The following is a 16,345-nucleotide window of genomic DNA, read 5'->3' on the forward strand; positions in this document are numbered from 1 at the left end:
TCGATAATAATGGAAACATATGTTGAAAGTCGGATAAAGATTAAAGATTTTAATTCGGATAAAACTATTTTAAAGATTTCGGATGCAGATAGACTATTGAAATTTAATGATGAAATAGTAATTACCGATAGTCTAAATAACGCATTTTTAAAATCAGGTAATAGTTTAATTAATGAAAGTATTCTAGATATTATAGATAACTATGTACTGACATATAAAAAAAATCCAAGGAGTTATGCGATTTATGATAAATTGTTGAATTGTCTCATTTGTGATTCACATAGTTTTGGTAAACATATATTTGATAATAAGGTCATCTTGGGTTTGGGTGATTCTAATTTTGTGGTAACAAGAGAAATTTGTAATAATAAAATCCTTAGCACGTATCAGTTGTCCATCCTCGGCACTTGGCACGATGGTCCAATCGAAAAGCCCTATCAAGTTGCAGATTTTTGTGGTCTTTGTCAAAATGTTTTAGTTATTACGATGACAAACGGGGATGTACTTTTTTTGGATATTGAAAAAGGAGAAGTAAGAGCTTTTTTAAAAGATGCCCACGTGGCTCGTAACCTACAACAAATAAATGGTTCAAATATTTTTCAAGGAATATATGGTTATACGTTTCTTGAGGTGGATGCTGAGAGCGGCACGGTGCTTCGAAAAATGGATCTTAAAGAGGAGTGGAAAAGAGTTGGTCGTGAATCAGATATAAACTACATTGGTGTTGATGTAGTATCTGAGGGACTGCATTATTTTATAGCCAATACAAACATTGTTGGTGTATTCAATCCAAAAACATTACATATAGAAGATTACTACGAATTTGATTTTGACAAAAAACAGCATCAACAACTTAAGGGAGGAAAAGAAAATTTACAAATAAAAGAGGGTAAAATTTATTGTTTGGACACTTTAGGGAACTTGTATGAATTAGAGCGCAATTCTTAAGTGGAGTTTATGCCATTTCTTCTTCTATAATTCCGCAACCCCCCCGCTGGCACGAGCGTCACGCTCGTGCCTTACGTAAGCCTTATTAGAATTTCAACTATAGAATTTATATTTGCCCCTTCAATGAGTACTAAATATCGTTTTCATAAACCTGAGGCTGCCTATTTTATAAGTTTTGCAACTGTCAACTGGGTGGATATTTTTACGAGAGAAATCTATTTTGAAATTCTGATTGACAGTATTAAATATTGTCGCAAAAACAAAGGACTTGAATTATTTTGTTACTGCATAATGCCAAATCATGTACACATGATATTTCGTTCTAAAAATGAAGATCCAAGTGGTTTGATACGGGATTTTAAAGGTAACACATCTAGGATGTTAATCAAATCAATAAAAGAAAACCCACGTGAGAGCAGAAAAGAATATCTGCTAAAAATGTTTGAGGAAGCTGGATCTACAAAATCAAATGTTGAAAAATTTCAAGTTTGGCAACATGATAATATACCAATTGAATTATACAGTAACAAAGTCATCAAACAAAAATTTGATTACATTCATAATAACCCGGTTGAAGAGGGATTAGTGTTCAATGCGATTGATTGGAGATACAGCAGTGCAAGAAATTATTTTGGAGATGACACTGTTGTTGAAATAGACATTATAGGTTCAAAAATTGAAAAATGATTTAATGAAATTGGAGCTTTCGTTTTGGTCGGGCATTTGCGTGAGGCACGAGCGTGACGCTCGCGCCAGCGGGGGAAGATGGAACTGATGCCATTAGATTAGAAGAAATTCGTTGGCTTGACTCACCAGAAAATGTTGATGTTATTCACGAATTTGAAAACATCTACTATACAAAACAAGGAACGGGAGAACTTGTTTCAGGAGATCTGGAGGTTGTGCGACTCACGGGGGATGGTGGGGTGTTTGTTAGGGAGGTGGAGTATGTGGATCAAATAGCCAAGAACTTTCCGCTTATCAAATCTATATCCAACGATTGGAATCATTTGAATCTGACTTATGAGTATGTAGATGACTATGTTCGTGTTCTTTCACCATCAGGAGTTGAAATCGGGAAATTTGTAAAAGAGGGTGGAGACGAAATATTCGAGATTGGTGATGATTTCTTCACAGCAACGGGTTCCGGTGGTACTACACCAATTTCAGGCATAACGGTTAAAACATCTTCAGGTGAAATTATTACCGGCGCCGGATTTGTTCAGAACGGAAATACAATAAATTTTGTTGAGAATGCAACTTCATATGGAAATGAACTTGTCCAAAATGCGATTAAAAATCGTGGTATCCTTCGCCAAAATATTCCTGGCATTCTTCCCGGTCAAGAAGCGCATCATATCATACCTGTTCAGTTATTAAAAGAGAATGATGTTGTCAAAAAAGCAGTTGAAGGTGGATTTAATTTTAACAGCATTGACAACGGAATGGCATTGGATAAATATTCAAGTAAAACAGGGCTGGGGCGACATGGACCACATCCGAATTATACTAATCAAATAAGGCAAGCTTTGGATGATTGGTCAGAGGTGACTCCGAATTTCACAACTCAACAAGCGAAAGAATTTTTAGATATTATTACGAGTGAGATTCGGAACACGATTAATTCTACTTCTGGCAGGATTAATATGTTAGACTTAGGTTTATAAGAATTTTATTTTCGAAGCCTTTTCCGTCTGAATACCTGAAATATTTTCGTTCGATAGTCTTTGATAAAAAGAATCACTAATATAAATTGTAGTGAAATAATTAATCACAAATAAGTCCAGATTAATATTAACCAATGTAATTTCATTAAAATCAATTATTGTGGCAACGTCAAATTCATTTCTGCGCAACATTATATCTTCTTCGCAAGTGACATTCACTTTTCCTAAATTTTTCGAAAGTCTTTTGGCGAAAAAATCCGATCTTTCATAATCGACAAAATGTTTGCCTTCTTCCCAAACAAAATGAACCCAATAATAATTGTGTAAATCTCCTTTTGCCTCAATAGTAGCATTGTAGAACCTACAAGGAACCGTATTTGCATGTTCAATAATTGATTTGAGCTTTTCAGAAACTAAAAAACCTTTCGCATTAATCGTAGCTTGCCCCATCATATCACAAAGATTTGCTCCCATTGCAAGTTTGAATCTTATATCAGGCACAAAATTTGGAAATTCTCTGCTATTCAATTTATGCACAGAATTCAACCCCTTAAAATTATAATCATCATAACTTTCCACAGCGGGAAAAGCATGACCGGTTTCTTGGGTGTCAATTGCAGGTTTGAGAATGTAATATTGAGGCATGTTTAATATCTTTAATATTGTTACGAATATATCCAACCATTTCTAATTTGCGATTATCCATACGAAATATCGTAATCAGAAGGCAGTTTTTTTCTACTTTTCAGGTGATTATTGTCCTCCATTGAGTAGTCTCGAATTTGGTCAAATATATCTAGAGGATATCCTCTGAAAATCAAGTGCGAGTGGTCGATGCCTCAAAAATTCAAAGGAGGAGCATTTGGTTTAGAAATTTTGGCAAATCCGCCTCCAAGTCTTATCGGAAAAACCTTAACAAGGCTAGAAGCCGGCATTGATGATTCAGAGAAATTCAGATTCGATATGTACTTTGAAGGTACTGGCAACGTAAAAGTTTTTGTAGAAACAAAGAATTACGCATCAACCACAAGTTTCACAACTTCATTCTATAACCAATTCAAAGCGTATATTAGCAATCCAAATCTTACAAGTTTTGATGAACTTCGATATTATTTTAGGGCGAATGATGGAATTTCAAAAGCTGAACGGGTGCAGAAGTTTAAGAATATGATTAATAATGGTGAAAATAAGGAGCAGTTTTACCAATCATTAAATCAAACATTGAAAGATGAGTATGATTATAGTTTACCCACTTCTTAGAACAGAGGTCGTTCAAAATTAATTGTTTTTTTAAGCTGCATCATTTTTGGAATAAATATTTGCTGGCCTTTTGTAATCAAGTGAGCTATGCATCCTATCAAAATTGTAATCGTTCATAAATTCCTCGATCACCTTGTAAAGTTCAATACCGTTGTGGTAATCTTTGAACTTTAAGTGCTCGTATTTGAGCGTTCTCCAAAAGCGTTCGATAAAAATATTGTCAATGGCTCTTCCCGTTCCATCCATTGAAATTTTGATGTCATTTTGTTTTAAAAGTTCAGTGTGTTCTGAAGAAGTGTATTGCGATCCCTGATCAGTATTTACAATTTGAGGTTTACCATGACGCGCGATCGCATCTTTCATCACTGCCGTGCACCATGACGCTTCCATTGTGTTTGACAAGCTCCAGCCAACTATAAAACGACTGTGCAAATCCATAATTGCCGACAGATATAGGTAGCCGGTTTTCATTGGAATACAGGTAATGTCAGTGGCCCAAACCTGATTCGATTTTTCGATTTTTAAATTTCTGAGCAGATAAGGATATTTAAAATGATGTGGATGGGATTTTGATGTGTGTGGCCCAGGAACAATGGCTTTCAAATCCAATAATTTATAAAGTCTGCCGATTCTTTTTTTGTCCACTCGGTAGCCGTGCTCTCTCAACCAACGTGTCATTCGTGGAACTCCCCAAAAAGGTTTATTCAGGTATTGTTCATCAATTTTTTTCATTAAAAACAAGTTTAATTGTGATTCGCCTTTTGGTTTGTAATACAAACTCGATGGCGATATTTCTAAAAGTTGGCACTGCCTTCTGATTGAAAGTTTTGGATGTGACTTTTCAACTATCATCCTGCGTTGATCAATACTCATTTCTAGGAGAGACTTTTTTTTAAAAAGTCATTTTCCACCAGAAGTTGTCCAATGCGCGCTAACAGATTTTCGCGATCTTTATCACTCATCGCTGTATCTTTTTGGTCAGATGAAAAAATACACGCCGCATTTTTTACAAATTCTTGTTTCCAGGCAGTAATCTGATTTGGATGAATTTCATACTTCTGAGCGAGTTGCTGAATTGATTCTCGTTCTTTCAGAGCTTCCAGAACTACTTTTACTTTGAACTCCGGGTTGAAGTTCCTTCTCTTTCTTCTTGAGGTCATAGATTTGAATTTAGTTATTTTTTCAAATTAGACCAGTGTTCTTAAATTTGGGGTGAACTATAGATATCTTTTCATCTGCCGACATAACAGATAGTTTTTTGAATACTTTTCTTAATTCAATAATTGAAGTTTATTAAAATGAATTTAAACGTTATAGAAACAAGCATTTCGAGATATAGACAAACGCCAATAGGTATTGTAAAATTATTTGAGTATAAAAATTTAGTAGTAAATGATAACAGTCTGTTTATTTCTAAAATCGGATTACAGGAATTATTTTATCATAACAACTTTCTTTATACAAATAATGATAACGGAGATGGGCTATTAATCGATTTGATGGAGAATAGAAAAATTGAATTTAGTAATGAATATCTCAAGCAGTTAACCAATAATTACATGGTTAGCTTTTTTGATGGTAAGACTAAAATTCTAAACAGAGTTTCTCAGGAGTCAATTTTTTATCCGTATAAAATTTTGAAGACATATTTTTATGAGGAACTTAAACTTTTAGTCATAGATTGTAAATCGGAAAAATCAATAATGTTTTCAAAAATTGATATTCCAAATCACTACTGTCCGATAAAAAAAATTTAAAAGCGGGATTTCCATAACAGATTTCCCGCTTTAGTGTAATTTGGTTTTGACGAACTAAATACACATGAATAAAAGTAACTACTTTTTTGGACAGTCGGTTTTCGGACAGCTGATTTCTTTAATTGACCCAACTCTTGTAAGCAGAGTGGTTAAGAACCGTAACTCTGATTATTATACCAAACGATTTGACACATCTGATCACTTAATCAGCATGTTGTTTTCAACTTTCGCCAATTGTTCATCGTTGCGAGAGGTTGCCGGTGCTATGCTTGGGCTCAAAGGAAAGACAAATCATTTTCAGTTAAAAAACATTCCGCACAAAAGCACGTTGAGTGATGCAAATGCTCGAAGGAGTCATGAGGTTTTTCAAGAGATTTATTATTTATTGTACAAAGAGTACTCAGGGTTATCTCGGACAGCCGAAAACAATATGTATGGGAACAAAGAGTGGAAATTATTGATTCAACAACTATTTCATTGTTTCGTGATTTATTGAGCTGTGTTGGCAGAAAATCCTCCAATGGCAAAAGAAAAGGAGGCATAAAAGTACACACTCAAATTAATCTTCAGGAACAGGTTCCAAAACTGATTTGGTTTTCATCAGCGACAACACACGATAAAAAATTCCTTAAAAACTTAAGCTGGAAAAGGCAAAATAGCTGTGTTTGATAAAGGATATAATGATTATAAAACCTTTGATGAATTCACACAAAACAACATCTATTTTGTCACCAGACTAAAATCAAATGCAACCTATGAATTGGTTGTAGAAAATGATATTCCCAGCTATATTGACGCAGGTGTATTGAAAGATGAAATTATAAAAGTTGAAGTCAAAGACAACGGAAAATATCTCAAAACTACTGAACTCAGAAGAATTGCTTACTGGGATGACGAACACAAAAGATGCTTTGAATTTATAACCAACATACAAGGGATGAACGCAGGACACATCGCACTCATTTACAAAAACGATGGCAAATTGAATTACTTTTCAAACAGCTCAAACAAAACTTTCCGCTAAAATATTTTTTTAGGCGACAATGAGAATGCAATCAAAATTCAGATTTGGTGTACGCTAATAGTGAATCTGCTGTTGACCGTTATCCACAAAAAATTAAACGAAAATGGGCTTTCTCTAATCTGGCCAACTTTTGCAGACTGCATCTCTTCAATTACATTCATCTGATCAAATTTCTAGAAAATCCAGAAAAAGATTGGCTAGTTGAAATAGATCCACAACTTCAATTCGAATTTAGTTCAGCCTGAAAAGAGGGGGCTTACTTTTGAAATACAAGGCTTTTCATACGCAACCATGAGGGTTTTGAAAGGGTTTTTACGTACTTTTAGTTTTTATCGGACAGTAGTGATTCCAAATGCAATATTTTCCTTTTATCTCTCCACCCTCGGCACTTGGCACGATGGTCCAATCGAAAAGTCCTATCAAGTTGCGGATTTTTGTGGTCTTTGTCAAAATGTTTTAGTTATTACGATGACAAACGGGGATGTACTTTTTTTGGATATTGAAAAAGGAGAAGTAAGAGCTTTTTTAAAAGATGCCCACGTGGCTCGTAACCTACAACAAATAAATGGTTCAAATATTTTTCAAGGAATATATGGTTATACGTTTCTTGAGGTGGATGCTGAGAGCGGCACGGTGCTTCGAAAAATGGATCTTAAAGAGGAGTGGAAAAGAGTTGGTCGTGAATCAGATATAAACTACATTGGTGTTGATGTGGTATCTGAGGGACTGCATTATTTTATAGCCAATACAAACATTGTTGGTGTATTCAATCCAAAAACATTACATATAGAAGATTACTACGAATTTGATTTTGACAAAAAACAGCATCAACAACTTAAGGGAGGAAAAGAAAATTTACAAATAAAAGAGGGTAAAATTTATTGTTTGGACACTTTAGGGAACTTGTATGAATTAGAGCGCAATTCTTAAGTGGAGTTTATGCCATTTCTTCTTCTATAATTCCGCAACCCCCCGCTGGCGCGAGCGTCACGCTCGTGCCTTACGTAAGCCTTATTAGAATTTCAACTATAGAATTTATATTTGCCCCTTCAATGAGTACTAAATATCGTTTTCATAAACCTGAGGCTGCCTATTTTATAAGTTTTGCAACTGTCAACTGGGTGGATATTTTTACGAGAGAAATCTATTTTGAAATTCTGATTGACAGTATTAAATATTGTCGCAAAAACAAAGGACTTGAATTATTTTGTTACTGCATAATGCCAAATCATGTACACATGATATGTCAGCTCCCCATCAATTAGCACCAATTGTAAATTAGTAAATTTAACAACAATTGGATATGAAAAAGAAACGATTCACCGAGTCGCTACCTTGGTGAGTTGATACTGAAGGTACACACTCGACATCCGTTGGAAGTCGAGCGCGAGGGGGGGGAAATTCTTCAACCTCAATCCAATATCTCAATGTCAGCCGCAATTTCACGTGTCGGAGATTTTTTTAGTCGTCTGACGTGAATGGTCAACATGAGTATAGGGGTGATAAAAAATAGCAAAATACTTAAGCCAAGGAAAATTAAAATTTCACCGATGCCACAGAGAAAACCATGGCAGTTTAATGAAGGAAGTACAATAACTAACCAAAGTAGCCCGCAGGTTAAGATAAGTCCACCCAAGTAAATGAAGAAAATTCCGGTACCTTTTGAGCCGCCTAATTGAATGAGCTGCACTAGTGCAACTATCCACATGGCGAGACCGGAAACGACTAAAACGAATATAATTAATCCCAAAAAATCCATTATTCAACAAGCACCACTAAATACTTGGATACTTTCCAGAATGATTTTTCATCTTGAATAATGATCTTGTGATTGTTGCCGTTAGATTGAAGTGAATAAGCGGTAGAAGGGTGGTCAGTGATAAACCGAATTTCTTTGCCGGTAACTTGAATAGTTTTGTCTTTACTCAAATCAATCTGCGTAAAATAATCATCATTAAAATCGTCTTTCAAATGCACTTTTTTATTGATGCCAATGAAACCACCATCTTTCACTAATACGCCGTTTGCAATCAATTCTTCTTCGGTGCCGTAAGCGTAATACGCTTTGTTAAGTTCTTGTAAAGTGGCAAATGTAATTTCAGTTTGCTCTTCATACGCCTCAAGTAATTCAACATACTCACGATCAAGATCAGATAATTCAAGACGGAGCATTTCAATTTCCTCTTCTTGCACCTGAATTTGATTCATCAAATTAGTAATCATGTTTTGAAATTGCTCAATTTGTAGCTGATCACTTTTAAGCATCTCATTTAATTCTTCAACTTTTTTTCCATTTGCTTCACGCAGGTAGTTGATGTTTTGAATTTCCTGAAGTATCCACTGTTTTCCATCTTCTGCCAATTCAACATTGGTTGAACGCAATCTGATTTCATCATCTTTCAAATTAATCATGGCAAGATTTTGCTCAATCTCGTTAAAAAGCATAATGGCCTCATTCAACACAGAATCTTTTTCATTGAGTTGTGTTTGTAAAAGACGATTCTCAGATTTTAGTCTGGCAATTTCTTCGTTCTCATTTGAATCAGTTGTGCCGGGATCAGTATTGCCCTGACAAGCTGTTAATGAAATGACAATAAAACTTAAAATGCTTAGATACTTCATGTAGAGTTGGTTTACGTACTGAGCAAAATTACAGAATATTTCGCGCAAATGCTTAATTTTGATTCAAATTCAAGTACATGAAGAAAATCATTTTTTTATTGTTGGTATTCGCCTATTATCCGTTATCATCATTTTGTATATCCATTGATTACCAATTAGGCATGTCCAAACCAAGCACTCATTATTTTGAGGTGAGTATGCAGATTTCTGATTTGAATGCTGAAAAAATCACCATCAAAATGCCGGTCTGGGCCCCGGGTTCATACTTGGTTCGCGAGTTTTCTCAGAACATTGACAATGTATATGCTTACGATGAAAAAGGGACAAAACGTGAGGTGAAAAAAATCACGAAAAATGCCTGGGAAATTAATACCAAAGGTTTGAAAAATGTAAAAATTGAATACAAGGTCTACGCATTTGAATTGTCTGTGCGCACCAGTTTTCTGGATGATACGCATGGATATTTAAACGGCACCAGCATTTTTATGTATGTTGACGGTTATAAAGAAACCAAAGGAAAATTAACCATTAATCCGCATGCATCATTCAAAAAAATTAGCACAGCACTAAAATCTGAAGGGAATAATGTGTACTCATTTAGCAACTATGATGAATTGGTTGACTGTCCGGTTGAAATTGGTAACCATGAAACTTTTCAGTTTGAAGCAGGTGATGTAGTGCACACGGTAGCCATGTATGGTGAAGGAAATTATGATGTTTCAGTTTTGCAAAAAGATATGGCGCGCATTGTTGAAGCAGAAACCAAAGCCATGGGAGATAATCCAAATAAAGAATATGTATTCATTATTCACAACGTAACAGATCCATCCGGTGGGCTTGAACATAAAAATTCTACCACGCTTGAAGTAAACAGGTGGACTTATCAGGGGGATGATTATTATGGTTTCCTCAGTTTGGTTGCACATGAATATTTTCACTTGTGGAATGTGAAAAGAATAAGGCCAAAAGCATTAGGACCTTTCAATTATGATGAAGAAAATTATACTGATTTACTCTGGGTAATGGAAGGCTTCACGTCATACTATGATGAATTATTTTTACGCCGTGCCGGTTTTTATTCGCAAGATGATTACCTGAATAAAATTATCAGCTCTATCAATTATGTAGAAAATCAAGCAGGCAACAAGGTGCAATGTGTTGCGCACTCAAGCTTTGATGCGTGGATTAAAGCGTATCGTCCAAATGAAAACAGTGCAAATACTACCATTTCTTATTATTCAAAAGGGCAGATACTTGCCACTATTTTAGATCTTTATATCATCGCAAAATTTGATGCTAAAAAATGTTTAGATGATTTCTTGCAAAAACTTTATAAAGATTTTTATTTGAAAAATGATGTAGGTTTTACTGAAGATGAATTTCAAGCAAGCCTTGAAGAATTTTTAGGTGAAGATATGGATTGGTTTTTTACCAAATACGTGTATGGCACTGAAACACCCGATTATGAAAAATATTTTAAACCGGTTGGTTTGTCTTTCTTCAATAGTGATGATTCTGTTAAACCTTTTCTTGGTGTCAGAGCTTCAGGTTCAGGCGGACGTTTGATGATAACAGGCATTACAGCAGGTTCAGCAGCAGAAGAAAGTGGTTTGAGTGTGAATGATGAAATTATAGCTATTAATGGATATCGTGTTGACCAAGGTGAATTTGATGCGTTTGTAAAAACATTGAGTAAGGGTGATACTTTTGATGTATTGATTTCAAGAGATAATGTACTCAAAACCTATTCAGTTACCATGGGTGGAAAGAGTTATAAAAAGTATACCGTTCAGCCAAACTTTGATGATGATACTCGTCGTAGATTTGATTACTGGCTGCGTGTAGATATTGCTAATCACTGATTTTTTTGTGGTTAAAAAAATTATTCCGCAATACCTTGCTCGCTTTTTTTTAAAGGCGGGTGTTTTTGTTCTGCTCTTTTCAATTTGCCGATTACTTTTTTTGGTGTTTAATCTCAAAAGTTTTCCGGTAGTTTATTTCACTGATTTTTTATCAGGTATGTGGTTTGATATCATGACCACCGCCATTGTTTTTCTTCCGCTGGGTGCGCTTGAAACTTTTCCAAATAAGTGGAGAGGAAAGAAATGGTACCAGTTTATTCTTGCGCTTTCATTTCATGTCACTTTATTTCTTTGTTTGCTGATTAATCTGGCAGATATTGAATATTTCAAATTTACGGCATCTCGTTCTACTTCTTCATTGTTCACCATGTTGGGTTTTGGTAATGACTTTGCTCAACAACTGCCTTCATTTTTTAAAGATTATTGGTATTTATTTTTATTCCTTTTTTGTTTGCAAACCATGGGTTGGTGGTTTTATAAACGCATTGGTAAAATTGAAGATGACAGTGCAATAACTCCTTGGTGGAAACAAATTATTATTTTCCCAATCATTGCTATAATACTTGTGATTGTTGGCCGGGGCGGAATAGGGTTGCGTCCTGTTTCACCGGCAAAGGCATCTGCATATACCATTGAACAAAATATTGCATTGGTTCAAAATTCTGCTTTCACGGTGATTAAAACTTGGGGCGCAATAGCCTTGGAAGAAAAAGATTATTTCAAACCTGATGAACTGGTTCAACTATTTAATCCGGTGAAAAAGTTTGAGCATGCTGAATTACCTGCGGGTACCAACGTGATGATTATTATTTTGGAAAGTTTTTCAGTTGAATATATAGCTTCAATTAATGGTTCCAATGCGGCGTACACTCCATTCCTTGATTCGCTGTCTCAACATGGTATGTTGTTTACGAATTGCTACGCAAATGGAAAAAAATCTATTGATGCTATGCCATCCATCATTTCATCTTTGCCAAAACTCATGCAGCCTGAATACATGACATCTCAATATGCTTCTAACAGAATTGAATCATTGCCTGCCAGATTGAGTGAACTTGGTTATTCAAGTGCGTTTTTTCATGGTGCCACTAACGGAACCATGAGTTTTGATGTCTATTGTAATCTCGCTGAATTTGATCAGTATTTTGGAAGAAATGAATACAATAATGAAGATCATTTTGATGGAACCTGGGGTATTTATGATGAAGAATTTTTAAACTGGTCTGCTGAAAAAATCAGCCAAATGTCATCTCCATTTTTTACTGCGCTCTTCACCATTTCATCTCATCCACCATACGCTATACCAGAAAAGCATAAATCACGTTTTAATCAAGGACCTGAAGACGTGCATAATTCTGTGAGGTATTCAGATTACGCCTTAGGTGAATTTTTTAAAACTATTCAAAAGCAGCCATGGTATCAGAATACTTTGTTTGTAATAACAGCTGACCACACACCGGCTTCAGGTACTGATTTGTATTATAAAGACATGGGAAATATGCATATTCCGTTATTACTTTTTCATCCGTCTGATACTTTGTTGAAAGGAAAAAATAACCGTATTGTGAGTCAAGCTGATATTATGCCAACTGTGTTGGATTTGTTGGGATATGATAAACCGGTTTTTGTTTTTGGCCAGTCAGCTTTTAGTGATGCACCCGGGTATAGTGCAAGTTTTGTTGGCGATAAATTTATTTTTTTCTACGAGTGTGGATCTGAAAAATATATGCTCACCTGGCAAGATGAAAAAATTAATGGCATTTATAATTTGAATGATCCTCTTCAAACTAAAAATCTTGCAGGTGACAAAGCGCTGGAACAAGCCTTGCTTACTCCGTTAAAAGCCATGATTCAAACATATAACCACGCGTTAATTTCAAATAAAATGAAAGTTGACTGATGCAAGAGTTAAAGAAAAATAAATTGCTTTTCATCATCAATCCAATTTCAGGCGTTGGAAAAAAAAATATTATTCCCCCATTGATTGAGAAATATCTTGATCATCAAAAATTCAGTTATGAAATTGCTTATACAAACCACCGTGGACATGCACGTGAAATTGCGCATGAGGCAAAACTGAAACATGACGCTGTCATTGCCATTGGCGGTGATGGATCAGTGAATGAAACCGGCAGTGCATTGGTTGATTCTGCCTGTGCATTGGGCATCATTCCGTGCGGTTCAGGTAATGGTTTGGCAAGATATGCTAACATTCCTCTCAACCATATCAAAGCCATTCAACGCATCAATCGTTTTGAAAAGACAGCCATTGATACCGGTTTGGTGAATGATACTGTTTTTCTGGGCACATGTGGTTTTGGTTTTGATGCTCACGTGGCTAAAAAATTTGATGAATACCATAAGCGTGGCTTCATCAGTTATATCAAACTGGTATTGCGTGAATTTGGAAAATATGAGCCGGAGGTTTTCATTTTTACAGACCAAAAAACTAGCATCAGACATCGCGCATTTATGTGTTCTGTTGCAAATTCAGGTGAGTTTGGAAACGGGTTTAAAATTTCCCCCTTAAGTGAATTGACTGATGGAAAATTTGAATTGATTTTACTAGATAAAATAAAAAAGAGTCAATTGCCTGCCGTTGCATGGAAATTTTTTAAAGGTAAAATTCATCAATCAAATCACTGCACGGTGCACAGTTTTGAGAATAGCGCATCAATACTTACTGAAAGTGGAACTGAGATTGATTTTCATGTGGATGGTGAACCTGCTGGATGTGCAGAAAAATTCACTATTCAAATCAAGCCATCTTCTTTGATTCTGATTTAAGATATTCGTTTTTCTTTAGATATTGTCTTGAATTAATTATCCAATACTAATCAACAAATAATTTGTTTAAGAAAACAGTCACATGCACGTGTGGCTGTTTTTTTTGTATTTTCGGGATATGCAATTTTTTTACTTTTTTCCGCTGTGCATGTTATTGAGCATTCCTGCAATTATTGTTAGCGCCATCAATGCCAGAAAACCATCTCGCGTAATGTTTAATATTGGTGCAGTCTTGGTTGCGTTTATACTCCTCTTGTATTTGGTGAATGCCTCTTACGTTTGGAATATTTTCTTGAGCGGCAGTAATGTGTTTTCAATCATAATGCTGCTTGCCTTTCCCGGTGTACCCATTTATTTTTTGATTTCATCCAAGACAAAACGCAGCAATCCCGAATCAGAAGTTACAGATGAATATCTTGATTCAATTATTAATGAAGAGGATGATGAGATTAAGTGAGGGCATGGTGGTTTGAGAATAAAAATTGTGTTGAAAATCTTCTTAAAATCATATCAAATTATACAAAAGAATATTGATGGTACGTATGAGGGTTGCAAATGAAAATTCATAACGTAGGCGCAGGTCGCGACCTGCGCCTACACGACGATCAAAACTTGCAACCCGTTTGCCTCAACCTTAAATGTGTCAAGTAAAATATTTTTCGATTTATAATGTTCGGTTGTGAAAAATTCCGGCACAAAATGCCAACACAATTTTCCAACAATTAACCGCTGATAAAATAAAAATTATAACATATTGAATCCAAGGTGAGCGCTGAGATCAGGGCTTAAGGCTTTACATAGCATGCGATGTTAGCAGTAGTTTTCACCCAATATTAATAATTATACTCATGTTTTGGTTGTCGATAGAAATTGCATTTGTAAATTCATTTATAGTTTGACTGATTTCCGATTTTGAATAGTCAAAAAATTCGCCATTTAATTCTTTCGCGTACGATTCGAATGATTCCATAAATTTCGGTTCCGAAATAATTGAAGTGATCATTACAATTTCGGTCGGGTGGATTAGCAAAACTCCCGTTCCTCTGTTAACTGAGATTGTGTTACTTTCATTTTCGAACCCCAGTTTAAGTTTTTTTTCTTGATATAAATAGGCGAGCAAATCTGCAATTATGTGACTATTCAATTCTGTTTCGATTTTCGTCGTATTTGCATCTAAATAATTCCAATAATTGTCGGTCGATTTTCCGAACCACTTCTTTTTGATAACAGATGATTCTATTAAGTGAGACAGAATATTATCTAAGGAGTATTTCCTAATATCTACAGTCATGCTCATAAGTGGTTTGTTTAATTACTGCTAACGGCAGTCTGTCTAAAAACCAAAATCTGCCTCTTGAGAATCGAATATATGAAATTTTTCATGGATCACTACCCGAATATTTAATTCTCAGCAGGAGGTTTTTAGACAGTCTGACGGCTCACGCATAAAAGTAGTAGCGCAACCTTGATTAAAAGTACTGAACTTAAAAGTACCCACCAAGCCGCACAAAAACTTTTTTAATAATCCATAGAAATCGGGAGTGGTGTGAGAGCCTAACACTATTTCCATTTGGGAGTAGGGCGGGCTACTCGATTAGTTGCTGGGTTTTAGCTTGTATGTTTGAATGAGTACTTCGGTTGGAATTTTTAAATTATCATGAATCAGTCGAATCATATCAAGCGTTAATTTTCTTTTTTTACTTAAAATTTCACTAGCTCGACTTTTAAGCCCAACGACTTTAGCTAGGTCAGTTTGATTATAACCTAGTTGCTCCATGCGAAATTTGATTGCTTCGATAGGATCTGGAAAACCAATCGGAAAGTGTTCATCTTCGTACTTCTCAATGAGAATAGATAAAACCTCAAGTTCATCACCTTCGGTTGAACCCTTTTTTGCGTCAAATATTTTTTCAAGTCTTTCCAATGCGCTTTGGTAGTCTTTTTTCGTTTTAATAGGTTTAATAGTCATAACATCTAGATTTTGTTAGCATCAATTTTATCATAATCAGCATGTGTTCCCACAAATCGAATCCAAACCATATGATAATCATAGTTTATTTTTACGACCAGTCGGTATTTGTTTCCTTTGATGTTAAATACCACCCGATTATTTTCCAGAAAGCTGGCGCTTGGATATTCCTTTTTAATGTCTTTCGGAGACTTCCATCCTTTACTACTTGATTCTTGAAACCAAGACTTCAACTGTTGTTGACTGTCGGAATGTTTTTCCCAAAATTCTCGAAGTGTTTTTTTTGAAATGATCCTCAACTTGCGTTTCTTTTTTCGAAGATAGTAAAAAGTTCCCGAATTGGGAAAAGATTTTTAGAAAAAATTACTTTTTTTAACCTTGCAAGTAACGAACTACGCATAAAGTAGTAGTGCAACCTTGATTAAAAGTACCCACCAAGCGGAACAAAA

At 35.3% G+C, this 16,345-nt stretch carries 19 protein-coding genes and 1 pseudogene; 12 read left to right on the top strand and 8 right to left on the bottom strand.

Translation table 11 applies throughout. The annotated features are described in order from the left end of the window. Positions 1-9: 9 nt before the first annotated feature. From IPH66_07155 to IPH66_07165, 3 genes are all read left to right on the top strand, one after another. The gene (locus IPH66_07155) at positions 10-948 is read left to right on the top strand and encodes a hypothetical protein (GenBank protein MBK7129122.1); all 939 of its coding nucleotides are present in this window, start codon (positions 10-12) and stop codon (positions 946-948) included. 123 nt (positions 949-1,071) lie between these two features. Next, entirely contained in the window at positions 1,072-1,635 is a 564-nt protein-coding gene (locus tag IPH66_07160; protein MBK7129123.1) for a transposase, read from the top strand. A gap of 53 nt (positions 1,636-1,688) precedes the next feature. Continuing rightward, positions 1,689-2,615, top strand: coding sequence for an AHH domain-containing protein (locus IPH66_07165; GenBank protein ID MBK7129124.1), 927 nt, complete (start codon positions 1,689-1,691; stop codon positions 2,613-2,615). On the opposite strand, the gene IPH66_07170 is transcribed toward IPH66_07165, so the two are convergent. Then, positions 2,610-3,260, bottom strand: a complete 651-nt coding sequence (locus IPH66_07170) for a hypothetical protein (protein ID MBK7129125.1) — start codon at positions 3,258-3,260, stop codon at positions 2,610-2,612. The genes IPH66_07165 and IPH66_07170 overlap by 6 nt on opposite strands. A 189-nt stretch (positions 3,261-3,449) precedes the next feature. On the opposite strand from IPH66_07170, the gene IPH66_07175 reads away from it, so the two are divergent. Beyond that, positions 3,450-3,875 carry a hypothetical protein gene (locus IPH66_07175; GenBank protein ID MBK7129126.1) on the top strand — a complete coding sequence of 142 codons (426 nt, stop codon included), beginning with the start codon at positions 3,450-3,452 and terminating at the stop codon, positions 3,873-3,875. A 30-nt stretch (positions 3,876-3,905) separates the two neighbouring features. On the opposite strand, the gene IPH66_07180 is transcribed toward IPH66_07175, so the two are convergent. Together IPH66_07180 and IPH66_07185 are read right to left on the bottom strand one after the other, a co-directional pair. Next, the gene (locus tag IPH66_07180) at positions 3,906-4,748 is read right to left on the bottom strand and encodes an IS3 family transposase (protein MBK7129127.1); all 843 of its coding nucleotides are present in this window, start codon (positions 4,746-4,748) and stop codon (positions 3,906-3,908) included. Positions 4,749-4,750: 2 nt separating this feature from the next. Further along, positions 4,751-5,035, bottom strand: coding sequence for a transposase (locus IPH66_07185; GenBank protein MBK7129128.1), 285 nt, complete (start codon positions 5,033-5,035; stop codon positions 4,751-4,753). Between the two features lie 138 nt (positions 5,036-5,173). On the opposite strand from IPH66_07185, the gene IPH66_07190 reads away from it, so the two are divergent. The 4 genes and pseudogenes from IPH66_07190 to IPH66_07205 all read left to right on the top strand — a co-directional run bounded on the left by IPH66_07190 (position 5,174) and on the right by IPH66_07205 (position 7,921). Further along, a complete protein-coding gene (locus IPH66_07190; protein ID MBK7129129.1) occupies positions 5,174-5,632 on the top strand; it encodes a hypothetical protein in 459 nt (152 codons plus the stop codon). A 64-nt stretch (positions 5,633-5,696) separates the two neighbouring features. Then, positions 5,697-6,901 (top strand): annotated as a pseudogene (locus IPH66_07195) (IS4 family transposase). A gap of 46 nt (positions 6,902-6,947) precedes the next feature. Then, on the top strand, positions 6,948-7,586 hold the full coding sequence (locus IPH66_07200) for a hypothetical protein (GenBank protein MBK7129130.1): 639 nt from the start codon (positions 6,948-6,950) through the stop codon (positions 7,584-7,586). Between the two features lie 122 nt (positions 7,587-7,708). Next, on the top strand, positions 7,709-7,921 hold the full coding sequence (locus tag IPH66_07205; GenBank protein MBK7129131.1) for a transposase: 213 nt from the start codon (positions 7,709-7,711) through the stop codon (positions 7,919-7,921). A 146-nt stretch (positions 7,922-8,067) separates the two neighbouring features. On the opposite strand, the gene IPH66_07210 is transcribed toward IPH66_07205, so the two are convergent. Both IPH66_07210 and IPH66_07215 read right to left on the bottom strand, forming a co-directional pair. Continuing rightward, on the bottom strand, positions 8,068-8,406 hold the full coding sequence (locus IPH66_07210) for a hypothetical protein (protein ID MBK7129132.1): 339 nt from the start codon (positions 8,404-8,406) through the stop codon (positions 8,068-8,070). 8 nt (positions 8,407-8,414) lie between these two features. After that, complete coding sequence (locus tag IPH66_07215; protein ID MBK7129133.1) at positions 8,415-9,278, bottom strand: hypothetical protein; 864 nt, start codon at positions 9,276-9,278, stop codon at positions 8,415-8,417. Positions 9,279-9,355: 77 nt separating this feature from the next. Between IPH66_07215 and IPH66_07220 the strand changes: the two genes are divergently transcribed. The 4 genes from IPH66_07220 to IPH66_07235 all read left to right on the top strand — a co-directional run bounded on the left by IPH66_07220 (position 9,356) and on the right by IPH66_07235 (position 14,384). Then, complete coding sequence (locus IPH66_07220) at positions 9,356-11,140, top strand: M61 family metallopeptidase (protein MBK7129134.1); 1,785 nt, start codon at positions 9,356-9,358, stop codon at positions 11,138-11,140. 7 nt (positions 11,141-11,147) lie between these two features. Further along, positions 11,148-13,040, top strand: a complete 1,893-nt coding sequence (locus IPH66_07225) for a sulfatase-like hydrolase/transferase (protein ID MBK7129135.1) — start codon at positions 11,148-11,150, stop codon at positions 13,038-13,040. After that, positions 13,040-13,927, top strand: a complete 888-nt coding sequence (locus tag IPH66_07230; protein ID MBK7129136.1) for a YegS/Rv2252/BmrU family lipid kinase — start codon at positions 13,040-13,042, stop codon at positions 13,925-13,927. The genes IPH66_07225 and IPH66_07230 overlap by 1 nt, the downstream gene beginning before the upstream one ends. 118 nt (positions 13,928-14,045) lie before the next feature. After that, positions 14,046-14,384 (top strand): hypothetical protein, encoded by a 339-nt coding sequence (locus IPH66_07235; GenBank protein ID MBK7129137.1) that lies wholly within the window; start codon positions 14,046-14,048, stop codon positions 14,382-14,384. A gap of 366 nt (positions 14,385-14,750) precedes the next feature. Here IPH66_07235 and IPH66_07240 read toward each other — a convergent pair whose 3' ends face one another. The 3 genes from IPH66_07240 to IPH66_07250 all read right to left on the bottom strand — a co-directional run bounded on the left by IPH66_07240 (position 14,751) and on the right by IPH66_07250 (position 16,195). Then, on the bottom strand, positions 14,751-15,224 hold the full coding sequence (locus IPH66_07240) for a hypothetical protein (GenBank protein MBK7129138.1): 474 nt from the start codon (positions 15,222-15,224) through the stop codon (positions 14,751-14,753). A 297-nt stretch (positions 15,225-15,521) separates the two neighbouring features. Next, positions 15,522-15,896, bottom strand: coding sequence for a helix-turn-helix domain-containing protein (locus IPH66_07245; GenBank protein ID MBK7129139.1), 375 nt, complete (start codon positions 15,894-15,896; stop codon positions 15,522-15,524). Between the two features lie 5 nt (positions 15,897-15,901). Beyond that, on the bottom strand, positions 15,902-16,195 hold the full coding sequence (locus tag IPH66_07250; GenBank protein ID MBK7129140.1) for a type II toxin-antitoxin system HigB family toxin: 294 nt from the start codon (positions 16,193-16,195) through the stop codon (positions 15,902-15,904). Between the last annotated feature and the right edge of the window lie 150 nt (positions 16,196-16,345).

Source organism: Crocinitomicaceae bacterium, assembly GCA_016708105.1.
Taxonomy (GTDB): Bacteria; Bacteroidota; Bacteroidia; order Flavobacteriales_D; family Crocinitomicaceae; genus JADJGJ01.